15 protein-coding genes are annotated in these 21,212 nt (G+C 40.1%); 11 read left to right on the plus strand and 4 right to left on the minus strand.

The window, feature by feature from the left end:
- Nucleotides 1-9: 9 nt before the first annotated feature.
- The 3 genes from B0G92_RS15325 to B0G92_RS15335 all read left to right on the plus strand — a co-directional run bounded on the left by B0G92_RS15325 (nt 10) and on the right by B0G92_RS15335 (nt 7,360).
- Complete coding sequence (locus B0G92_RS15325) at nt 10-1,125, plus strand: ABC transporter substrate-binding protein (RefSeq protein WP_101472877.1); 1,116 nt, start codon at nt 10-12, stop codon at nt 1,123-1,125.
- A 16-nt stretch (nt 1,126-1,141) separates the two neighbouring features.
- Complete coding sequence (locus B0G92_RS15330; protein WP_101472878.1) at nt 1,142-6,160, plus strand: T9SS type A sorting domain-containing protein; 5,019 nt, start codon at nt 1,142-1,144, stop codon at nt 6,158-6,160.
- A 156-nt stretch (nt 6,161-6,316) separates the two neighbouring features.
- On the plus strand, nt 6,317-7,360 hold the full coding sequence (locus B0G92_RS15335) for an NAD(P)-dependent alcohol dehydrogenase (protein WP_101472879.1): 1,044 nt from the start codon (nt 6,317-6,319) through the stop codon (nt 7,358-7,360).
- A gap of 124 nt (nt 7,361-7,484) precedes the next feature.
- On the opposite strand, the gene B0G92_RS15340 is transcribed toward B0G92_RS15335, so the two are convergent.
- From B0G92_RS15340 to B0G92_RS15350, 3 genes are all read right to left on the minus strand, one after another.
- Nucleotides 7,485-8,192: a DUF2461 domain-containing protein gene (locus B0G92_RS15340; RefSeq protein WP_101472880.1), complete on the minus strand. Its 708-nt coding sequence runs from the start codon at nt 8,190-8,192 to the stop codon at nt 7,485-7,487.
- Between the two features lie 66 nt (nt 8,193-8,258).
- A complete protein-coding gene (locus tag B0G92_RS15345) occupies nt 8,259-8,936 on the minus strand; it encodes a response regulator transcription factor (RefSeq protein ID WP_101472881.1) in 678 nt (225 codons plus the stop codon).
- Nucleotides 8,933-10,378 carry a sensor histidine kinase gene (locus tag B0G92_RS15350; RefSeq protein WP_101472882.1) on the minus strand — a complete coding sequence of 482 codons (1,446 nt, stop codon included), beginning with the start codon at nt 10,376-10,378 and terminating at the stop codon, nt 8,933-8,935. Before B0G92_RS15350 ends, B0G92_RS15345 begins: the two co-directional genes overlap by 4 nt.
- A gap of 134 nt (nt 10,379-10,512) precedes the next feature.
- On the opposite strand from B0G92_RS15350, the gene B0G92_RS15355 reads away from it, so the two are divergent.
- A complete protein-coding gene (locus tag B0G92_RS15355; protein ID WP_101472883.1) occupies nt 10,513-11,142 on the plus strand; it encodes a hypothetical protein in 630 nt (209 codons plus the stop codon).
- 72 nt (nt 11,143-11,214) lie between these two features.
- On the opposite strand, the gene B0G92_RS15360 is transcribed toward B0G92_RS15355, so the two are convergent.
- A complete protein-coding gene (locus tag B0G92_RS15360; protein ID WP_101472884.1) occupies nt 11,215-12,936 on the minus strand; it encodes a hypothetical protein in 1,722 nt (573 codons plus the stop codon).
- 314 nt (nt 12,937-13,250) lie between these two features.
- Here B0G92_RS15360 and B0G92_RS15365 point away from each other — a divergent pair, with 314 nt between their 5' ends.
- The 7 genes from B0G92_RS15365 (at nt 13,251) to B0G92_RS15400 (ending at nt 21,144) form a co-directional block, all read left to right on the plus strand.
- Entirely contained in the window at nt 13,251-13,853 is a 603-nt protein-coding gene (locus tag B0G92_RS15365; protein ID WP_143395056.1) for a hypothetical protein, read from the plus strand.
- A gap of 680 nt (nt 13,854-14,533) precedes the next feature.
- Nucleotides 14,534-15,310, plus strand: coding sequence for a sensor histidine kinase (locus tag B0G92_RS15375; RefSeq protein WP_101472887.1), 777 nt, complete (start codon nt 14,534-14,536; stop codon nt 15,308-15,310).
- A 2-nt stretch (nt 15,311-15,312) separates the two neighbouring features.
- The gene (locus B0G92_RS15380; RefSeq protein ID WP_101472888.1) at nt 15,313-15,972 is read left to right on the plus strand and encodes a response regulator transcription factor; all 660 of its coding nucleotides are present in this window, start codon (nt 15,313-15,315) and stop codon (nt 15,970-15,972) included.
- Nucleotides 15,973-16,133: 161 nt separating this feature from the next.
- Nucleotides 16,134-17,210: a serine hydrolase domain-containing protein gene (locus B0G92_RS15385; RefSeq protein ID WP_101472889.1), complete on the plus strand. Its 1,077-nt coding sequence runs from the start codon at nt 16,134-16,136 to the stop codon at nt 17,208-17,210.
- Nucleotides 17,211-17,262: 52 nt separating this feature from the next.
- Nucleotides 17,263-18,420, plus strand: a complete 1,158-nt coding sequence (locus B0G92_RS15390) for a 5-(carboxyamino)imidazole ribonucleotide synthase (protein ID WP_101472908.1) — start codon at nt 17,263-17,265, stop codon at nt 18,418-18,420.
- Nucleotides 18,421-18,451: 31 nt separating this feature from the next.
- Nucleotides 18,452-18,934 (plus strand): 5-(carboxyamino)imidazole ribonucleotide mutase, encoded by a 483-nt coding sequence (purE, locus tag B0G92_RS15395; protein WP_101472890.1) that lies wholly within the window; start codon nt 18,452-18,454, stop codon nt 18,932-18,934.
- Nucleotides 18,935-19,116: 182 nt separating this feature from the next.
- A complete protein-coding gene (locus B0G92_RS15400; protein ID WP_101472891.1) occupies nt 19,117-21,144 on the plus strand; it encodes a M3 family metallopeptidase in 2,028 nt (675 codons plus the stop codon).
- Nucleotides 21,145-21,212 lie beyond the last annotated feature (68 nt).

Raw genomic sequence — 21,212 nt, forward strand, 5'->3', positions numbered from 1 at the left:
TTATTATTTATGAAAATCGGAATATTGTTGCCCCAATCAAAACAATACCCATCATTAGACAGGGATTTTATGCGAGGCATGAAATTAAATGACCTGGACGTCAAATTTTTTATTGAGAGCATTGGCATTGGCGCAGATGAAAAAATAATTATCGAAAAGATGCAGAAGCTTTCTTTACAGGAAGATATCAGCATTTTTATTGGTTTTTTGGGACATCGCAACATCCAAAGCGTGTATGACTACGCTTCAAATCACAATCTTTTTTTATTGGCTACGGATATGGGTTCAACACTTCCTTATGCCCTGCCAAAGAAACAAGGCGTATATATCAATTCATTTGGTATTGCCGAAAGTTCCTATCATTTAGGCGCTTATTTTGCATCACAGAATTACAAAAACATAGCCACTTCATCCTCGTATTATGATTCAGGCTATGGCATCAACCAGGCCATTGAAATGGCACTTTATCAAAACGACAGTCAATTTTCAGGACATTACATCACGCCTTTGAATCCGAGAGAAAACGAGGCAGACTGTATGCAGGAGACTCTGGCTCCTTTAAAACCAGACGCCATATTTGCTTTCCACAGCGGCATCTATGCAGAAGAACATGCTTCCTATCTTACTAAAAACAAACTGACCCAAGACTATCCTTTTTATTTCACTTCTTTTTCTATATCTGATAAGATAAAGGAAGAAAACAGGGAGGCTCTTCAGAACACTATGATTGTATCCTCATGGTCGGATAGTTTAAGAAGCAAAAAGAACCTATCCTTTGTAGAAAAACATAAGGCTATATTTCATCAGGCTCCAAACATTTTCAGTTTACTGGGTTATGAAACCGGAATGATTCTGGAAAACCTATTAAAAGACAACGATAGTATTCCGAGTCTGGAACAGCTTATTGACAAAATGGAAGAAGCACTGGAAGGCCCGAGAGGAAAAATACAGTTCCATCCGGAAACCAACAGAACCAGCTTTGACAACTATATTTTCAAAATTACAGACGATGGAATCCAAATTGAAACTGTCTTGAAAAATGACGGACAGTTCGTCCAAAACATCATGTCTGACCAGCGCCCGCAATCTATGGGAGGCTGGCACAATGCTTATCTGTGTCATTAAACCTTAAATCAATCATATGAAAACAACAATTACTTTTTTTAAAGCCTGCCTGTTTTTCATGATTTGCCTCCTGAGCGGAGTCAAATCGGAAGCACAGACAATGAATAAAGGCGATATCGCCTTTATAGGCTACAATACCGGTGGTCAGGACGGTTTTGCGTTTATCGCATTAAATGACCTTCCTGCCGGACAGACGCTCTATTTTACGGAACAGGGATGGTCCGGAACCCAATGGATGAATACCCTAAACGAACCGCATCTTGCTTATGTTATTCCACCCGGAATTACGTGCGGCAAGATTATCTCGTTTGTAGAAACGGCTCCGGATGTAATTACAGTAACAGGAGGCGGAAGCGTTACTTTTGCACTGGGTACAAGTTTTAATCTTTCCGGTGGTGACCAAATTATTGCTTACCAATCTGCTTCTGGTGTAGCTCCAGTTGCTCCTATTTTTATTTCAGCAATCCATGGAGATTACAATTCATCAAAGTATGACCCTGTAACAACATGGAATCCGGCGACAGGAAGTAACAGCACTCTATGGGCAACGTCTGATTCAGCCATACCAACCGACTTAGAAAACGGAGTAAATTGCATCTCATTATATCCGGCTCCAGGGCCAGAATTTGCAAATGCAAAATACAACGGAACTTTAACGGGAACTTCTATTGCGCTTCGTGCTGCAATTAATAACCCGAGTAATTGGATACATGATAATTCTACTACCACGGCTATTCCTATACAGCCTTCCAATTTTCCAACACCTTCTGTGACATGTATTAATTGTACGAGCCCAACCGTTCCTACATTGACAGCATCTACATCCATACTTTGTAATGGAAGCAGCAGGACCATCACTATTACAGGAAGCCTGAACAGCGCTACAGCATGGCATGTTTATTCTGGCTCCTGTGGGGGAACATTGGTAACAAGTACCACAACTGGTTCATTTTCTGTAAGCCCAACCACAACAACAACATATTATGTTCGTGGTGAAGGCGGTTGTGTGACGCCTGGAGGTTGTGCAACAATAACAGTAAGCGTAAATCCGGCTATAGTATTGACAACCGGAGGAGGCTCGACAAACGTAAGCTGTAACGGAGGTAATAACGGAACAGCTACTGTAGCTCCAACAGGAGGAACACCTCCATATACCTATTCATGGGCTCCATCCGGAGGAACGAACGCTACGGCAACAGGACTGGGTGTAGGAGTTTATACCGTGACAGTAACCGATGCTAATTTATGCCAGGCTACACGTAATTTTACAATTACACAGCCTCCTGTCCTTAACGGAAGTACGGTAGTAACTAACATTGCTTGCTTTGGAGGCAATACTGGTGCCATCAACCTGACTCCATCAGGCGGTACACCACCTTATACATTTAACTGGGGTGGCGGTATTACAACCGAAGACCGTACCGGATTGGCAGCTGGTAATTATTCAGTAACAATTACTGACGCTAATTCCTGTACACGTACAATCAGCAACATTAATGTAACACAACCTGCTGCAGTTGTGTCCGGAACAACAGTAGTAACAAATGTTGCCTGCTTTGGAGGCAGTACCGGAGCAATCAATTTAACTCCTACCGGAGGAGTACCTCCCTATACTTATAACTGGGTTGGCGGGGCTAATACCGAAGACCGTTCTGGATTAGCAGCAGGTACTTATTCAGTAACAATTACGGATGCCAATGGCTGTACAGGTACCGTTTCAGGCATAGCAGTAACACAACCTGCTGCTGCATTGGACGGAACCATCACAAAAACAGACGTAAGCTGCAATGGAGGTTCTAACGGAACAGCAACCGTAACAGCTACTGGAGGAACAACACCTTACAGCTATTCCTGGGCTCCATCCGGAGGAACGAATGCTACTGCAACAGGACTGGCTTCGGGAACTTATACAGTAACCGTGACCGATTTCAACGGTTGCCAGATTACAAGAACAACTACAGTTAACCAACCTGCTACAGCTCTATCTGCCGCAACGGGTGGCGGGAAAACAGACGTAAGCTGTAATGGTGGCTCTAACGGAACGGCAACCGTGGCGGCTACAGGAGGAACAACTCCATATAGCTACTCCTGGGCTCCATCCGGAGGAACGAATGCTACAGCTACAGGATTGGCTGCCGGAACCTATACGGTAACCGTAACTGATTTTAATGGCTGCCAGGCTACAAGAACCTATACTATCAACCAGCCAACAGCCTTATCTGCCGCAACAGGTGGTGGCAAAACAGACGTGAGCTGTAATGGTGGCTCTAATGGAACAGCAACCGTAGCGGCTACAGGAGGAACACCGCCTTACAGCTATTCATGGGCTCCTTCAGGAGGAACGGCAGCTACGGCTACAGGATTGGCTGCAGGAACCTATACGGTAACTGTAACTGACAATAACAATTGCCAGGTTACAAGAATCTATACTATCAACCAGCCAACAGCCTTATCTGCTGCAACAGGCGGCGGCAAAACAGACGTAAGTTGCAATGGCGGTGCTAACGGAACGGCAACAGTAGCACCAACAGGCGGTACGCCACCCTATACCTACTCATGGGCGCCTTCAGGAGGAACGGCAGCTACGGCTACAGGACTGGCTGCAGGAACCTATACGGTAACAGTAACTGACAATAACAATTGCCAGGTTACAAGAACATTTACTATCAACCAGCCAACAGCCTTATCTGCTGCAACAGGCGGCGGCAAAACAGATGTGAGCTGTAATGGAGGTTCCAACGGAACGGCAACGGTAGCGCCAACAGGCGGTACGCCACCCTATACCTACTCATGGGCTCCTTCAGGAGGAACGGCAGCTACGGCCTCAGGACTGGCTGTGGGAACTTACACAGTAACCGTGACTGACAATAACAATTGCCAGGTTACAAGGACATTTACTATCAACCAGCCAACAGCCTTATCTGCAGCTACAGGAAGCAAGACTGACGCAAGTTGTAATGGAGGTGCTAACGGAATGGCAACCGTAACGCCAACAGGCGGTACGCCACCCTATACCTACTCATGGACTCCATCAGGAGGAACGGCGGCTACAGCAACAGGACTGGCTGCAGGAACCTATACGGTAACTGTAACCGATGCCAATAACTGTCAGGCAACCCGAAGTTTTACAATAAATGAACCAACTGCATTGACAGCCACCACATCACAGACTAATACTAGCTGTAATGGAGGTGTTAACGGAACTGCTTCGGTTACGGTTTCAGGAGGAACACCTGGATATACCTATTCATGGGCTCCATCAGGAGGTACAGCAGCTACTGCTACCGGATTGGCTGCAGGAACCTATACGGTAACCATAACTGATGCCAATAACTGTCAGATTACAAGAAACTTCACAATTACCGAGCCTGCTATATTATCAGCTACAACATCACAAATTAATGTAAGTTGTAATGGCGGTACTAACGGAAGTGCTACTGTTACAGTAACAGGAGGAACAGGCGCTTATTCCTATGCATGGGCTCCATCTGGAGGAACAGCGGCCACGGCTTCTGGATTGGCTGCAGGAATCTACACGGTAACTGCAATTGATGCCAATAACTGCCAGATTACGACTACTGTTACAATAACTGAACCTGCTGTACTATCAGCTACTACAGCGCAAACTAATGTTCTTTGCAACGGTGGTGCTACCGGAAGCGCTACAGTTACGATAGCAGGAGGAACAGGCCCTTATACCTATTCATGGGCTCCATCCGGTGGAACAGCGGCTACGGCTTCAGGATTAGCCACAGGAATTTATACTGTGACCGTAACTGACGCCAATAACTGCCAGCTTACAAGAACTTTCACAATAACTGAGCCTGCTGTATTATCCGCTACAACATCGCAGACAAATCTAAGTTGTAACGGAGGTACTAATGGAATCGCTGGTGTTACGGTAACAGGCGGAACAGCTCCTTACACCTATTCATGGGCTCCTTCAGGAGGAACGGGTGCTACAGCAACAGGACTGGCTGCAGGAACCTACACGGTGACAATCACTGATGCCAATGCGTGTCAAATCACAAGAAGTTTTACAATAACTGAACCTACTGCATTATCAGCAACCACATCAAGCACTAACGTAAGTTGTAATGGTGGTTCTAATGGTTCTGCAACAGTAACAGTTACTGGTGGAACAGGTGGTTATACTTACTCTTGGGCTCCATCCGGAGGAACAGCTGCCACGGCTTCTGGACTTGCGGCCGGAAACTATACCGTAACAATCACTGATGCTAATATGTGTCAGATTACGAGAACGGTTTCCGTAACACAACCTTCTCCAATTGTAATCGTTCCATCACAGTCCAACGTGAGTTGTACAGGTGGCTCTAACGGTTCGGCTACAGTAGGAGTATCGGGAGGAGCAGGTAATTATACCTTCTCATGGGCACCTTCAGGAGGTATCGGAGCTACTGCTACCGGATTGGCGGCAGGAACCTATACTGTAACTGTAACTGACGCAAATTCTTGTACAGCTACACAAAGCTTTACTATTACTACCACCGCAGATACAACACCGCCAACTGTTGTTACTACCAATATTACGGTACCACTTACGGCAGGAGTTGCTACAATTACCGCAGCACAGGTGAACAATGGAAGTACAGACAATTGCGGCATCGCAAGCATCTCTGTTTCGCCTAGCACTTTTAACTGTAGTAATGTAGGCCCAAATACCGTAACATTAACAGTAACAGATAACAGCGGCAATACCGCAACAGGTACGGCTACAGTAACTATCACAGACCCTACCAATTTCTGTGGTCTTTCTGTACCGGAGTTTGGAGACATCAAAATGAGATTGTATCCAAACCCTACCAACGGAATTGTAACTGTTGAATTCTCAAGAGATATAACGGCAGAAAAGATAGAAGTTTATTCAATCACCGGACAGCTTATTCTTTCTGACACCAATACAACAACTCAATCAAGTCGTCAGTTTAACATGGAAAGATTCCCTTCAGGAGTTTATCTGGTTAAGATTACAACTGCTCACGGAACACAAGTAAAACGTTTGATGAGAGAATAATTTAGTTAGGTTAAAGTGAATATAGTTACCCGAAACCGCCCATGCATATTGCATGGGCGGTTTTTTTCTGATTAAAAGCTAAAAACGGCTCAACAAATCGGATTGCTTTTTTCGCTAATTTAGTAGTACCGATTTAATCCCTTAAAAACAAAAAAGATGATAGCAACAAAAGGATACGCTGCCCAGGACAATAAAAGTCCGTTAGCGCCTTGGAACTTTGAAAGGCGTGAAGTTGGGCCTCATGATGTGCAGTTCGACATACAATATTGTGGAGTATGCCATTCAGACCTTCATCAAATTAAAGATGACTGGTTTCCGGGAATTTTCCCAATGGTGCCGGGCCACGAAATTGTAGGACGGGTTGTCAAGGTTGGCGACCATGTTAAAAAATTTAAAGTAGGCGATATTGCCGGAACCGGATGTATGGTTGATTCCTGCCGCGAATGCGAAAACTGTAAAAAAGACCTGGAGCAATATTGCCTTAAAGGAAATTCGCAAACCTATAACGGCTTGGAACAGGACGGAAAGACGCCTACTTACGGAGGCTACTCCAATACTATTGTAGTCCATGAAGATTTCGTTCTGCATGTTTCAGACAAACTGAATCTTGCAGCTGTTGCTCCGTTATTATGTGCCGGAATCACAACCTATTCACCTTTACGCCACTGGAAAGTAGGAAAAGGACACAAACTGGCTGTACTTGGTTTGGGAGGTTTGGGTCATATGGCAGTAAAATTTGGAGTATCATTTGGAGCGGAAGTTACGGTTTTAAGTACTTCTCCTTCCAAAGAACAGGATGCCCGAAAACTTGGCGCCCATAATTTTGTGGTAACCACAGATGAAGCACAGTTGGCAGCGGCCAGAAATTCTTTTGATTTCATCTTAGATACGGTTTCTGCAGAACATGACCTGAATTTGTATCTTTCTCTGTTAAAAACAGACGGCACACACATTTGTGTTGGTGTTCCATCCAAACCTGCTCCTGTTGCGGCATTCAGCTTGTTAGGAGGGCGAAAAAGCCTGGCCGGTTCCGGAATTGGAGGTATCGCCGAAACTCAGGAAATGCTTGACTATTGTGCAGAGCACGGCATTGTTTCTGAAATCGAAATGATAGACATCAAAAATATTCAGGACGCTTATGACAGAATGCTGAAAGGCGATGTGCGTTACCGTTTCGTTATTGATATGGCGACTCTTTAAAAAACAAAAATTATTATTGGCTTTATGCGGAAGAATATACTTTCTGCATAAAGCCAATTTTAGTACTGTTTTCTCTTTACCTCTTCCCTGCTCTTTTTGTATTTTGAAAATTCAGACAATCCTTTTAAGACAAGCCCGGAAGTTGTTCTCCATTGGCATCTGTAGTCAAAACTTCACTCATATAATCAAAAAAAGGACGCATGTTTTTGAACGTCTGGTCCGCTTCTTTCAAAAAAGAAGAACTTAACACCTCAGCATCTGCAAACTTTCTGATTAGCAGGAATTGTTTATAGCGTAATAAATCAATAGCCTCATCTGTAGTATCAAAGCCTTTTGGCGCTTTCTTTAGCTGTTCTCCCTGCAATGAACCGAAAGTTTTTACAAAGGATTTACTATTTATAATTTTTCGTAAAGGTTCCGGGTCAAAACTGATGTCTTCACGAATGCGTTTGATATCTTCTGTATTAGGAGCCCAAAAACCACCGGCTATAAAACTGTTGCCAGGTTCGATATGAAAATAATAACCTCCCCTGCGCAAGGCAGTTGCTCTTTTGAAACCACCACTCCAGTTGGTCTTATATGGTGTTTTGTCTTTTGAAAAGCGGGTATCTCTGTAAATCCGATGCAGGCTCTTTTTACCTGAAACTGTTTCGATAACATCGTGGTTTCGGAGTTCCTGTAATAACGACTCCGCAAATTTTTCTATGGCATCGTATTCTTTCAAATACAGGTCCTTATTATCATTAAACCATTCTCTGTTATTATTTTCTTTGAGCTGTTTTAAAAAGTCCAGGCTTGAAGCAGGTATATTTGTCGGCATCTTTGAATCCATGTTTTTGGTTTTGTTCTGTCAAAGTTAGTTCCTTTTCGGATAGTTTTCAATGCAAAAAACCGTTTCTCAACAAATCAGCTTATATCCAAATCCCCTGATATTGATTACCTCAATATTTTTGTCTTCTTCCAGTTTTTTTCGAAGTTTTGTGATGTAGACATCCATCGTTCGGGTATTGAAAAAATTATCATCTCCCCAAAGCAGCAATAGTGTCGATTTCCTGTCCAACACCTGATTTTTATGCTTTAATAACAGTTCTAGAAGCTGGGTTTCTTTATGGGAAAGCTTTATGATTTTGTCATTAATTTTCAGTTCCTGCCTTTGAAAGTGAAAAAGATAATTGCCTATTCGTTCCTCATCATTTTTTTCTTTTTCTGATGATGTCCTCCTAAGCAGTTCTTTCACCCTCAAAAAAAGTTCATCCAGGCTGAATGGCTTTTTGAGATAATCATTTCCTCCACTGGCATAGCCTGCCGTAATATCTTTAATATCTGATTTTGCCGTCAGAAACATCAAAGGTATTTCAGGATTGTCATTCCTGATTTGCGATGCCAAAGTAAAACCGTCTTTATAAGGCATCATTACATCAAGTATGCACAATGAAAACGTATGCGCTTTATAAAGTTCCCATGCTTTTTTCCCATCCGGAGCCAACATAACAATATAACCCTGCTTTTCAAGACTCTCTTTGACGACCTTGCCTAGAAATTGTTCGTCTTCTGCCAAAAGTATAGTAGTACTCATGATAAAGGAAGTTTAATGAGGAAGAGACTCCCGTTAGGAATATTGTCTTTCAGTAAGATGCTCCCTTTGTGGGCTGTAATCACCTTTTTGACATAGCTCAATCCCAAACCATATCCTTTGACATTATGGATATTGCCCGAAGGAATGCGGTAAAAAGGGCTGAAAACCGCTTCCTTATGTTCGTCAGGAATTCCAGGCCCGTTATCTGCAATGGCAATTAGCAGTTCCCCGTTTTCTATAGAACTCCTTATTTCGACAACGGAATTTGTTGATGTACTATATTTAACCGCATTATCAATCAGATTGGCAATAGCCCTGTCCAGATGTTTTTTGTTACCCTGCAATGTAGCATTGCTATTTGCTGTAACAGAGATTTGAACCGGGCTCTCTGTTTGGGCAGCAATTTGCTGTAACATCGTATCGACAGCAATCATATCTTGCAATTCCATTTCAGAACTTTCCAATCGTGCAGAAGTCAGTATTTCGTCCGTAAGCGACATAAGTTTACTACTTTGGTGGAGTATGATATCTATATAATTTTCCTGTGCCTCCTTGTCGTGGCTAAACTTTTTTAATGACTCGGCGGTTATGGCAATAGAAGTGAGCGGCGTATTAATTTCATGTGTCATATTATTGATAAAATCATCTTTTATTGCATTAAGTTTTTGCTGTGAAAGCAGTAATCTTAGCGTATACCAGAAACAGAATAATGTAATGAGCAATAACAGTATTGACCCTGCCAATACCCATTTTAGCTGTCCAAGCAAAAACAAATCTACATTAACAACAGATACCTGCAACATTTCTTTCTTATGAGGCCGTCTCAAGGAAATGTTTACTTTTTTGGTCTGGTAGCTTTTTCCATCTCCTTTGCCATTGAAAAAAAATGGAAGCATAATACCTCTTTTTTCCAAAGCGACCTTATATTCTTTTTTGAGCAGTGCTTTTTCTATAGGGGTGTCATATGCTATTTTTGTAAGGCTGTCTCCCAATTTCTGTGTATAAAACCACACATATCCCTTTTTCAGTTCTGCATCAACCTGACTTACCATATGATTGACAAGCAATTCTTTACTCCCGGGAGTGATACTATCAAACCTTTCCTTTAAATCGCCAATGCTCATACTGATTTGGCTCTGACCAACAGGCGAAGGTTGTCTTTCTTTTATTGTAAATACGGTTTCTTTTACGTCCGGATTCCATCGCGCCGTGATTTCAATAAAAGAAGGATCGTTTAACCATGACCTAAATGTGCCGGTCACAATCTTGCGGTATCTGGTAAAAGAACTGTCAACGGCCTCGTCAAGAGCTTCATTACAATCTCTTTCAAACTGCCTGCGTTCTGAAACATAGGTCGTATAGCTGTAAAAAAGTTGCAGTGCTGCAATTCCGGCAACACTAACAGACATTAGGGCAAAAGCTAACAGTATCTTTCTTTTCATACAAGCCAAAGATAAAATTTTAAAAGTGCCCTTCCCATTTTCGTTAACACTAATTAACCCTTATTCAGGGCGGTTAACCTCAACAGCTGCAATACGGGACTACCTTTGTATTCGAAACTTTAACCAACCTGATTATGAAAAAACAGACCATCAAGATTACCGTTATTCGTTTAGCAAGATTATGGCTTTTCTTTTCATGCTTTGTCACAGCAGCGCAAGAAAACACAATACAAATGAAAAGCGATATCTATTCCGAAAACAAAACCCTGACAGATATTATGCGTTTTGAAGACATTGATTATTATACTACAAAATTCACCGGAACGGCTTTGAAAAATAAAGAATATTATATTGTAGCCAAGGAAATCTGGAATGGCAAGATTAAAAAAACCGACACCGTTTTCAACTCATCAACCAACAGCTATATCGGAAAAATAGAAAAGGACAGCATGAATCTTCGGGTAATTGCGGGAAAATCTTCAAATAAGACCTTAAAGATTAAATTCATGTTTGACCGCTTTGAAGTACAAAAAGAATACAAGAGTATCCGTTCTGACGACTATAGCCTCAGGGATTTCGGTTCTCATTTCCCTATCATTACAGGTAAGCCTTTTTATGCTTTTGCCTATATCCTGCCCTATGAAGACAAACAGGGAAATAAGTTCTGGTGTGCCGTAGAAAGCAGCGGAAAAGATATCGAAAGCTGGGGAAAGGAATTTGGGATAAAACATTATATTTTATTTGAGATGCAGTTTGGCGAATAGAAAATCAGCATAAAAAACAATGACCCTATAAAATTTGGTTTAATAGGGTCATTGTGACAAAAGAGCTACCTGTTACAAACCTTTTCCCTTTACACTGCCCAGTCCTATAGAAAAACGATACCCAAACTGCAATTGAAAAAAGGAGTCTTCACTATCGCTCACATCCATAAAAGTTCTCAATCGAAGAAAAACCGATTGCTTCTTTGATTCTCCCGGGTAGTAAAAAATCTCTGCCTCGTTTCGGAACACCCATATGTTTTTGGGATTTTCCATAAAATCAATTTTATTCATATGGTTATAATAGGCAAATTCCGGAGAAAAATTAAATCCGAAATTATTGAATCTTTTGAACTCGAAGCGAACACCGGCAGCATGACCCAAAGTCTTAAAATTAAGATTCTCTTCATTCTCCCTGTCAATCGTTGCAATCTGGTAGCGAAGTGCATAATACAGATTGATATTAAACGGTGATTCCTTGATAAAAGAAAAACTAAAAACATCCAATACAGCTCCCATATCCAGATAGGACTTTTCGATAATTTCAAGCGGCCTTCCAATCATCTGGGTTCCGGGCAATGACGGATTATCAATTAGCGTTAATCCTTTATGGTCATCATCAAGTCGGGTATAATGCACATATGGAGATACTTTTTTGAAAAAATTCATAGGATGCAGACGTCCCACCTGAAAAGGAACTACAAAAAAATCGGCTTTACCTTCTATTTGCATAATGCCGTTTGGCGTATCATCAAACAATCCTAAAAAATCCGTATAAGTTCGTAATTCCATTACGTTCTGCAAATTAGTATCCTGATTTAACAGATACAGTCTGCGCTTTTCTTCATTGACTTCCTTTTCCAGCCCGGTGGGAAAAGTATATTCAACATCGTCAGGCACAAAATTATTGCCTGGGTTAGGCAAATAGGTGAGCACATCAGAAATTCGGATGTAACTATTCTTTACCTCATCTTTCCCATTTAGGGAATCCCCCATCAACAGGGTACTTCGATGTGACAAAAAGTTTCGTTTGGCCTCCCTTGGATAATTGAGCATTGAAATTGGTACCCTGTTTTCAAAATAATATTCTTTTGTCTGTTCGGAATTGGTTACCGTTACCCGAATATCATAAATATTACCATCTCTGATAGAAAACTTTACTTGCTTAAAACAGACAAATTGATTGGCAACGGCATCATAGCTTACATCATAGAGCTGTATCTTTTGCTTATGACCAGGTATCTCAAAATTACCCAGACAGGTTTCGCTTTTGACAGACAAAATTTCTTTGAAAACAGTCTCTGCTTCCCTGTTTTTAAAAATACTTTCATCTGCAATTTTTTTATCGCCATACATTATATATACTGCCTTTTCAGTCTCAACAGTATCTTTTGAAGAGGTCTCATTTTCTTCGGCTGATTTTGATTCATCTACCTGCTCCCCATCAAGCGGTTTGTAATTAGCTGGTGGCGGAAAATACTGATTGAGTTTCTTTTCGGATACTTTTCTAAGATGGTAGGCTTTTACAGTCTCGTATTGTTTATACAAACCATCCAGTTCTTTTTTGATTCCGCGTTCTTTTTTTGCCTGTACCTCTATATCGGCCAGTGGTTTCCCCGCACTATTCATATCCCGAAGTTTTTTGCTTTCAAGTTCGAGAAGTCCTTTCGTATAAGAGAAGTCCTGATAAAGGGCGGTCAGTTCTTTTTTTGCTGCTTTTTCTTCGGGAGTTTCTTTGTTCTGTGCATAACTGCAACAACACACCAGAACAATTATTAGGTTAGTTATTGTTTTCATTTTTACTGTTTTTAAGTTAAGTTGTAGAATGCAGACATCCAGTCATTTTTGCATTATTACTAATTGTTTTTCAAAACTATACCACCCAAAAACAGCGAACAATAGGGAAAACCCTAGACAAAACGAGATTTTACCCTAACCTTCTGAAAACAGGGATACTAGAGTAATTTATTAAGAAAAAAGCGATATTTTAGCCAGGCTTGTTGAAGTATAGGGAAATACCTAAAAAAAATAGGGAAAACCCTATTGGGTTGGAAGTATAGAAAAGTAAACTTTGTAGCAAACTTAATTATTAACCCTCAAATTATTAACTCATGAAAACTAACAAAGAAATTGAAGTACCTGCAATTCACCCCGCAGATTGCCCACCCCTATCCACAAATTGTTCAGATGACCCACTAATGAGGTATCTTAAAACTTTGTCTTATAGCGGACGTGCAGAATGGCTTAAGAAATATGGAGATGCAATATGCAAATATGATTTATACGGTTGTATTGAAAACTCGCATGCTATCTGTTCTACAAAATTTGAGGATATGGCAAGAGAACATGGTGATAATAGAACAACAGGCATTGTTTTTTACTCATTATCCTGGAAAGATTTGGAAGATTTTATTAAAAACCAAAACCTTCATTGTTACTCCGGTTATATCGCTTTTGATCTTGAAGGAGGCATTGCTAAACCAAGAAGAGCCGATTATACACAAGATGAATCCGTTTATTCAGTTCCTTTATTTGAAGGAATAAAAAAAGTGCATGGAAATATTAATACAATTTATTTCACTAGAGCAATAGTACCATTTAAAGAAAAGCAAGGAATTGTAATTCGAGAAGGTGTTATTTTTAAAGTGGAGGATGCATTCGGAAAGCATTTTTATTATGACATAAGTGACGATCCTGCAAAAAAGGATAAATAAAAGATCAATAGTATTTATTAAACTAACTTAATATTAAGATTCCATGAGCTTTTTTGAATTACTAACACCCATAAGAATTTATATTCTTTTCACTTTCATTATGTTAGTCATAAGCTACAATAAAGACAAAAAGGCTCATAGAATCTTATTCATCATATTACTTTTAAGCGTAATAAATGAATCAATGTCTGCTATACTTAAATATAACAACATTCCGATTCGCCTCAATGCTTCCATTTTTATTGTCATCAATAACATCCTGTGGTTTTTTATCTTATATAATGTATCCTCTATAAAAAAATCTTTGCTTTTAATAGTGATATTATTTTTTCTAAGCTTCACTGTATATAATCTTTTCCTTTTAAACGGAATCAAGGAATTCAACTCCTATTCTTTTGTGATAGGCGCTTTTTTGTATTTAATCCTTTTCATTTATAATTGCTCTTCAGAATTAAAAAAAGAAAATTTAAATTATTTTTTATCCAATAATTTCATATTGATGTTATCGCCGGTATTGTTCTTTATAGGATTTAGTCTTTTATTTGGATTTAACAATAAGAACATCCATAAAATAATGATTTTAAATCGTTTTAAACTCTATGATTTCATTAGTTATTTTGTAAACATAACTTATTATTCGCTACTTAATGTTTACATTTATCGTGAAAAAAAGTTAAAACATGTTGAATAATGTAGCCTTCGGAATTATCATCGGGTTGCTTTTTGTCAGCCTGCTAATCCTTTTTTGTGTGGTATTGGTAAAACTATACATCCGCAAAATCAAAAACTACACCGAGGTCATCTACCAAAAAGACATTGATTTTCAGAAAACAGTAAACCAAACGATTCTTGAAACGCAGGAACAGGTATTGCAGAACATTTCCCAGGACCTCCATGATGATGCCGGACAACAGCTTACCTATATCAATTTCCAGATAGAAAATCTCAAACTCGATTCGCCGGAACTGAACCAGACCTTACAGCCCTTATCAGAATCCGTTGGCAATCTGTCCCAATCCATCCGAAATATCAGCCATTCACTCAACAGCCAGATGCTCCTGCAACAAGACCTTATAAAGGCTATAGAATCTGAAATTATACGCCTGCAAAAAGGCTCCATTCCTATCCATTTCGACCTCAAGGGAGAAAGCAAAAGGATATTTTCAACAAATGAAAAAATTGTCATCTACCGGATTTTTCAGGAAATCATGAACAACTGCTTCAAACATTCCAAAGCCAGCCTTATTGAAATAAGATTAAAGGCAAATCCTGACTTTGAAATGGTAATTTCCGACAACGGAAAAGGATTTGACTATGAAAAAATCAAAAACAGTACCGCCACGATAGGACTACAGAACATAATCGGTCGGGCGGCTATTATTGATTATTCTGTAACTATCTGGTCCGAAAATGGAAAAGGAACAAAAATCACGCTTACCGAAAACAAACTTACCTAAACATGGAAAAAATTACGATAGGCATTATTGACGACCATAAAATTGTGAGACAGGGATTGAAAGAGCTTCTGCAAAAAATCAGCAATTTTGCCGTAACTGCAGAATTTGACAACGGGACCGATTTTCTGGCATCGCTGCCTTTGGAAAATAAGCCAGACCTGTTTATTTTAGATTATTCCATGCCGGGAATGAACGGTATTGAAGTATTAAAAGCACTGGAAGAAATAGACGACGAATATAAAATATTGCTATTGACCCAGCATTTTGACGAGCAGATTATCGATGCGGCCTACCATCATGGAGCAAGAGGATTTCTTCATAAAAACTGCACCGCTCATGACCTGAAGTTTGCCATTGACAATATCGTAAAAATAGGCTACAACAACGTTTCCGAAATACTGAAACGCATGAGAAACTATGAAACAGCACCCGACAAGGATGCTAAAAGTCAAATTGTATTGTCTGAAAGAGAACGGGAATTTCTGAAACTGGTTTGTGATGAAAGAGAATTGACCTATGACCAGATGGCTGATAGCATGGGATTGTCTGTAAAATCTATTGAATCCTACCGTACGGCACTTTTTGAAAGGTTTGGTATCAAATCAAAAGTAGGGCTGGTTTTATTTTCCTATAAATACCAGATAACACCGCCTTTTATTTAAAACAATTATCTGACATCTCCCTATCCATTGATGCGTTTTATCTTTGCGGCTCTGCGCCTTTGCGTGAAAATAGTCATTCACAAAGACACAGAACTCCAAAGATTATAAAAAACCGTAACCAGACATAAACCAATATCGTCCAAAAGAGCAAACCCTCACCCATGAAGAAATTGCTTGCAACCGCCCTGTTACTTCTTTTTATTTCCGCAATCGTCCAAGCACAAGACTTTACGCGCAAAACCGACAACATGATTTCGAACGTCTTTAAAGACAAAAACGGTCCTGGTGGTGTCTTTTTAGTCGCTAAAAATGGAAAAACTATTTACCATAAGGCTGTAGGTAAAGCCAACCTTGAACTGGATGTTGACATGACTGCAGACCAGATTTTTCAAATAGGTTCCATAACAAAACAATTCACCGCTGTAGGCATCCTGATGCTTGAAGAACAGGGAAAAATAAATACAGGCAGTAGTATCTCAAAATACATCCCCGATTATCCTTCGGGTGATAATATCAAGATTTACCATCTGCTAACCCACACTTCAGGGATTAAAGATTTCACCAAAATGAAATCTATTCAGCAAATTGCCCAAAAAGACCTCTCCCCTAAAGAACTGATTGACTTTTTTAAGAATGAACCTGTTGAGTTTCTCCCGGGCACAAAATTCGAATATAACAATTCAGGCTATGCCATCTTAGGCTACATCATTGAATTGGTTACCGGAGAAACTTACAGGGACTTTATCAGAAAAAATATTTTCGAAAAAATTGGAATGGTCAATTCCCGATATGCAGATGACAGTGCGATTATCAAAAAAAGAGCTTATGGCTATCAGAAAAAAGGGGAAGCCTATGTAAATAAAGGGCGGATTAGTTTCGCCATTCCCTATTCTTCCGGTTCGCTCATGTCCACATCAGAAGATATGTTGAAATGGCAAAATGCCCTAAACCATAATCTGTTGCTGAATGAAAAGACTTCTGAAAAAGCCTTTACTAAAAAAACGCTGGATAATGGCGAAACAATTGGTTACGGTTTTGGATGGCATTTGTCCCGGTTAAACGGAATTGCAACACGGGAACACGGCGGCAGTGTTTTCGGTTTTAAATCTATGGGCGTTTATATCCCGGATGAAGACATCTATGTCATCGGATTCAGCAATTGCGACTGCAATTCTCCTACACAATTAGTGCGGGATATTGCTTCGGAAGCATGGAAAACATTTAAATCTAAACCATGATATTCCATCATTCTAAAGAATGCTTATCTTTGCAGCAAACAACAACACAACAATGAATTACTTCTCATCCGATTTTAAGCTCGGAATACTAGGCGGAGGACAGCTTGGCAAAATGCTTTTGGCCGATACCCGAAAATTTGACATACAGACTTATGTACTGGACCCAAGCGAGGAAGCCCCAAGCCGAATAGGCTGCAACAAATTCTTTCAGGGCAATCTTATGGGTTTTGATACGGTTTATGAATTTGGCAAAAAAGCCGATGTCCTGACTTTTGAAATAGAACTGGTTAATTTGGAAGCCCTCGAAAAACTGGAATCAGAAGGTACAAAAGTATATCCATCGCCAAAAACACTCAGAAACATTCAAAATAAAGGAAGGCAAAAAGATTTTTATAAAACCCATAATATTCCAACGGCTCCTTTTCAAAGATTCCAAACACTGGAACAATTAAAAACAAGTCTTGAAAAGAATAATACTACCCTGCCTTTTGTTTGGAAGAGTGCTGAATTTGGCTACGACGGAAATGGTGTTAAAATTGTACGCACGGCAACTGACCTCGCAAACCTGCCGGATGTAGAATGCATTGCCGAAGAAATGATTCCTTTCAAAAATGAACTGGCTGTAATTGTCGTTCGAAATCCAAAAGGCGAAATCAAGACTTATCCGGTGGTTGAAATGGAATTCCATCCCGAAGCCAATCAGGTAGAATATGTTATCTGTCCGGCACGTATTGACGACAAAGTAGCTGCAAAAGCAAGAGAAGTCGCTTTGAAAGTTTCGGAAGCTTTTGAACATGTAGGATTACTGGCTGTTGAAATGTTCCAGACAGAAAATGACGATATTCTGGTTAATGAAGTAGCGCCAAGACCTCATAATTCAGGTCATTACAGCATTGAAGCCAGCTATACTTCCCAATTTGAAAACCATTTAAGAGCCATACTCGACCTGCCTTTAGGCAATACCGAAAGCAAAGTAGCCGGAATTATGGTCAACCTTGTTGGAGAAGAAGGCCACTCAGGTCAGGTAGTTTATAAAAACATAGAACAGATTTTGGCCATTGACGGTGTAACGCCACATATTTACGGAAAACGCGAAACAAGACCTTTTAGAAAAATGGGTCATGTTACTATCGTAAATGAAGACATCACCAAAGCCAGAACAACAGCAGAAGAAGTAAAAAAACTAATACGGGTAATCAGCAATTCGTAATCAACTATTTACTCAATTATAACTTATATCCATGAAGATTGCAATCATAATGGGCTCTATTTCTGACATGCCGGTCATGCAGGAAGCCATCGACATACTGAAAGAATTTGGAATTGAAACCGAAGTAGATATTGTTTCGGCACACCGCACACCGGAAAAATTATTCGACTTTAGTAAAAATGCACATACACGTGGTATCGCTGCTATTATTGCAGGAGCCGGAGGTGCTGCTCACCTTCCGGGAATGGTAGCCTCAATGTCGCCGCTTCCCGTAATTGGCGTTCCGGTAAAATCAAGCAATTCTATCGATGGTTGGGACAGCGTGCTTTCCATTCTTCAAATGCCTGGCGGTGTTCCAGTTGCAACAGTTGCCTTAAATGGTGCTAAAAATGCAGGAATTCTGGCAGCACAAATTATCGGAAGCAGCAACAAGGCCGTTTTAGATAAAATTATTGCTTATAAAGAAGGCTTGAAACAGGCTGTGCTTAAAGCATCCGAAAACCTGAAAAAATAACTTCAGATAAAACAGTAGAAACCAAGCCCGATAAGCTTGGTTTTTTTATTTTAAACCTCAACGTTTTCATAACGCCATAGGTAATTCCTTTCCAATTTTATACTTTTGAAAACAGCATGTGGGAATGCGATTCCCGTGCCACAGCTTATTTTTTATTTACAGATATTTAAAAAGACCCTGATATGTCAGTTCTTACCAAAAAATTTACAACAAAATACGATACCGCACCTTTTTCTCAAATCAAGATTGAGGATTTCCTTCCGGCATTTAAAGAAGCAATTGCCAGCGCAAAACAGGAAGTAGACGATATCGTTAACAATTCTGAATTACCAACATTTGAGAACACAATAGAAGCCATGGCTTTTAGTGGAGCCACTTTAGACAGGATATCTACTATTTTCTTCAACCTGCATTCTGCCGAAACCAACGACGAACTTCAAAAAATTGCACAGGAAGTTTCTCCGCTATTATCCGAGTTTGGAAATGACATCCGCCTCAATGCCGATTTGTTCAAAAAAGTAAAAGCGGTTTATGACAAAAAAGACAGCCTTTCGCTTACGGCAGAACAGGCAACTCTGTTAGACAAACAATACAAAAGCTTTTCCAGAAACGGAGCCAATTTATCTGAAGACAAAAAAATGGAACTGCGTGAAATCGACAAGCAACTTTCTAAACTGAGTTTGGAGTTTGGCGAAAACGTACTGTCTGAAACACACGCTTTCCAACTCCATATTACAGACGAAAAAGACCTTTCCGGACTGCCGGAAGGCACCATTGAAGCCGCAAAAGAATTAGCTCAAAGCCACGAAAAAGAAGGCTGGATTTTTTCGTTAGACTATCCAAGCTATATTCCTTTTATGACCTATGCTGACAACAGGGAGCTTCGTAAAAAAATGGCAATTGCCTTTGGTGCGAAAGGTTTCCAGAAAAACGAGCATGACAATCAGGAAATCGTGCTTCAAATTGCCAGACTCCGATTTGAAAGAGCCAAACTTTTAGGCTATGCCTCGCATGCCCATTTTGTATTGGAAGAAAGAATGGCAGAAAGCCCTCAAAAAGTAAATACTTTCCTGAATGACTTGTTAGCGAAAGCACGTCCGGCGGCGGAAAGAGAATTCAATCAACTGACGCAGTTTGCCAAAGAACTGGACGGCATTGAACAGCTTGAAAAATGGGATGGGGCTTACTATTCCGAAAAGCTAAAACAACAATTATTCAATCTGGATGACGAAAAATTAAAACCTTATTTTAAGTTGGAAAACGTATTGGAAGGTGCCTTTACCGTTGCCGGAAGATTGTATGGACTGACTTTCGTAGAAATAAACGACATAGAGAAATACCATCCTGATGTAAAAACGTATGAGGTAAAAGACATTGCCGGTAATCTGGTTTCTGTTTTCTATGCTGACTTTTTCCCTAGAAAAGGAAAAAGAAACGGTGCGTGGATGACTTCATTCAAATCACAATATGTGTTGGGTGGAATTAACGAAAGACCACATGTTTCTATTGTCTGCAACTTTACAAAACCAACAGAAACCAAGCCTTCATTACTTACTTTCAACGAAGTAACCACCTTATTCCACGAATTTGGACATGCATTGCACGGGATGTTTGCTGATACCACATATCCAAGCCTTTCCGGAACCAGCGTATATTGGGATTTTGTCGAATTGCCAAGCCAGATATTTGAAAACTGGTGTTATGAACCGGAAGCTCTGGCATTATTTGCACGTCATTATCAAACGGGAGAAATCATCCCTACAGAATACATTCAGAAAATAAAAGAAAGCGCCAGCTTCCAGGAAGGCATGGCTACTTTGAGACAGTTAAGCTTTGGCTTACTGGATATGGGCTGGCATGGTCAGGATCCAACACCTATCAAAGATGTAAAAGAATTTGAAAACGTTCAGTTTGCTTCCACCAAACTTTATCCGGATGTGAAAGAAAATGCTATGAGTACTTCATTTTCTCACATCTTCCAGGGTGGTTATTCTTCGGGCTATTACAGTTATAAATGGGCTGAGGTACTTGATGCAGATGCTTTCGAATATTTTAAAGAACAAGGAATATTCAATTCTGAAGTGGCTACAAAATTCAAAGAAAACATATTGTCAAAAGGCGGAACGGAGCATCCGATGATTCTATACAAAAGATTCAGGGGAAGCGAACCAAAACCGGATGCCCTGCTAAAAAGAGCCGGATTACTTTAACACACAATTATTTGATTTCAAAATACTTGGGACTACCTGTAAAATAAGGCAGTCCCTTTTTTTATGTG

The sequence above is a fragment of the Flavobacterium lindanitolerans genome (assembly GCF_002846575.1).
In the GTDB taxonomy this organism is placed as follows: Bacteria; Bacteroidota; Bacteroidia; order Flavobacteriales; family Flavobacteriaceae; genus Flavobacterium; species Flavobacterium lindanitolerans.

What these genes read in the sequence shown, in the direction of transcription:
- B0G92_RS15360 (WP_101472884.1), bottom strand. Translation starts at nt 12,936, where the DNA reads ATGAAAACAATAACTAACCTAATAATTGTTCTGGTGTGTTGTTGCAGT.
- B0G92_RS15325 (WP_101472877.1), top strand. Translation starts at nt 10, where the DNA reads ATGAAAATCGGAATATTGTTGCCCCAATCAAAACAATACCCATCATTA.
- B0G92_RS15380 (WP_101472888.1), top strand. Translation starts at nt 15,313, where the DNA reads ATGGAAAAAATTACGATAGGCATTATTGACGACCATAAAATTGTGAGA.
- B0G92_RS15390 (WP_101472908.1), top strand. Translation starts at nt 17,263, where the DNA reads ATGAATTACTTCTCATCCGATTTTAAGCTCGGAATACTAGGCGGAGGA.
- B0G92_RS15365 (WP_143395056.1), top strand. Translation starts at nt 13,251, where the DNA reads ATGAAAACTAACAAAGAAATTGAAGTACCTGCAATTCACCCCGCAGAT.
- B0G92_RS15400 (WP_101472891.1), top strand. Translation starts at nt 19,117, where the DNA reads ATGTCAGTTCTTACCAAAAAATTTACAACAAAATACGATACCGCACCT.
- B0G92_RS15340 (WP_101472880.1), bottom strand. Translation starts at nt 8,192, where the DNA reads ATGGATTCAAAGATGCCGACAAATATACCTGCTTCAAGCCTGGACTTT.
- B0G92_RS15330 (WP_101472878.1), top strand. Translation starts at nt 1,142, where the DNA reads ATGAAAACAACAATTACTTTTTTTAAAGCCTGCCTGTTTTTCATGATT.
- purE (WP_101472890.1), top strand. Translation starts at nt 18,452, where the DNA reads ATGAAGATTGCAATCATAATGGGCTCTATTTCTGACATGCCGGTCATG.
- B0G92_RS15375 (WP_101472887.1), top strand. Translation starts at nt 14,534, where the DNA reads ATGTTGAATAATGTAGCCTTCGGAATTATCATCGGGTTGCTTTTTGTC.
- B0G92_RS15355 (WP_101472883.1), top strand. Translation starts at nt 10,513, where the DNA reads ATGAAAAAACAGACCATCAAGATTACCGTTATTCGTTTAGCAAGATTA.
- B0G92_RS15385 (WP_101472889.1), top strand. Translation starts at nt 16,134, where the DNA reads ATGAAGAAATTGCTTGCAACCGCCCTGTTACTTCTTTTTATTTCCGCA.
- B0G92_RS15335 (WP_101472879.1), top strand. Translation starts at nt 6,317, where the DNA reads ATGATAGCAACAAAAGGATACGCTGCCCAGGACAATAAAAGTCCGTTA.
- B0G92_RS15350 (WP_101472882.1), bottom strand. Translation starts at nt 10,378, where the DNA reads ATGAAAAGAAAGATACTGTTAGCTTTTGCCCTAATGTCTGTTAGTGTT.
- B0G92_RS15345 (WP_101472881.1), bottom strand. Translation starts at nt 8,936, where the DNA reads ATGAGTACTACTATACTTTTGGCAGAAGACGAACAATTTCTAGGCAAG.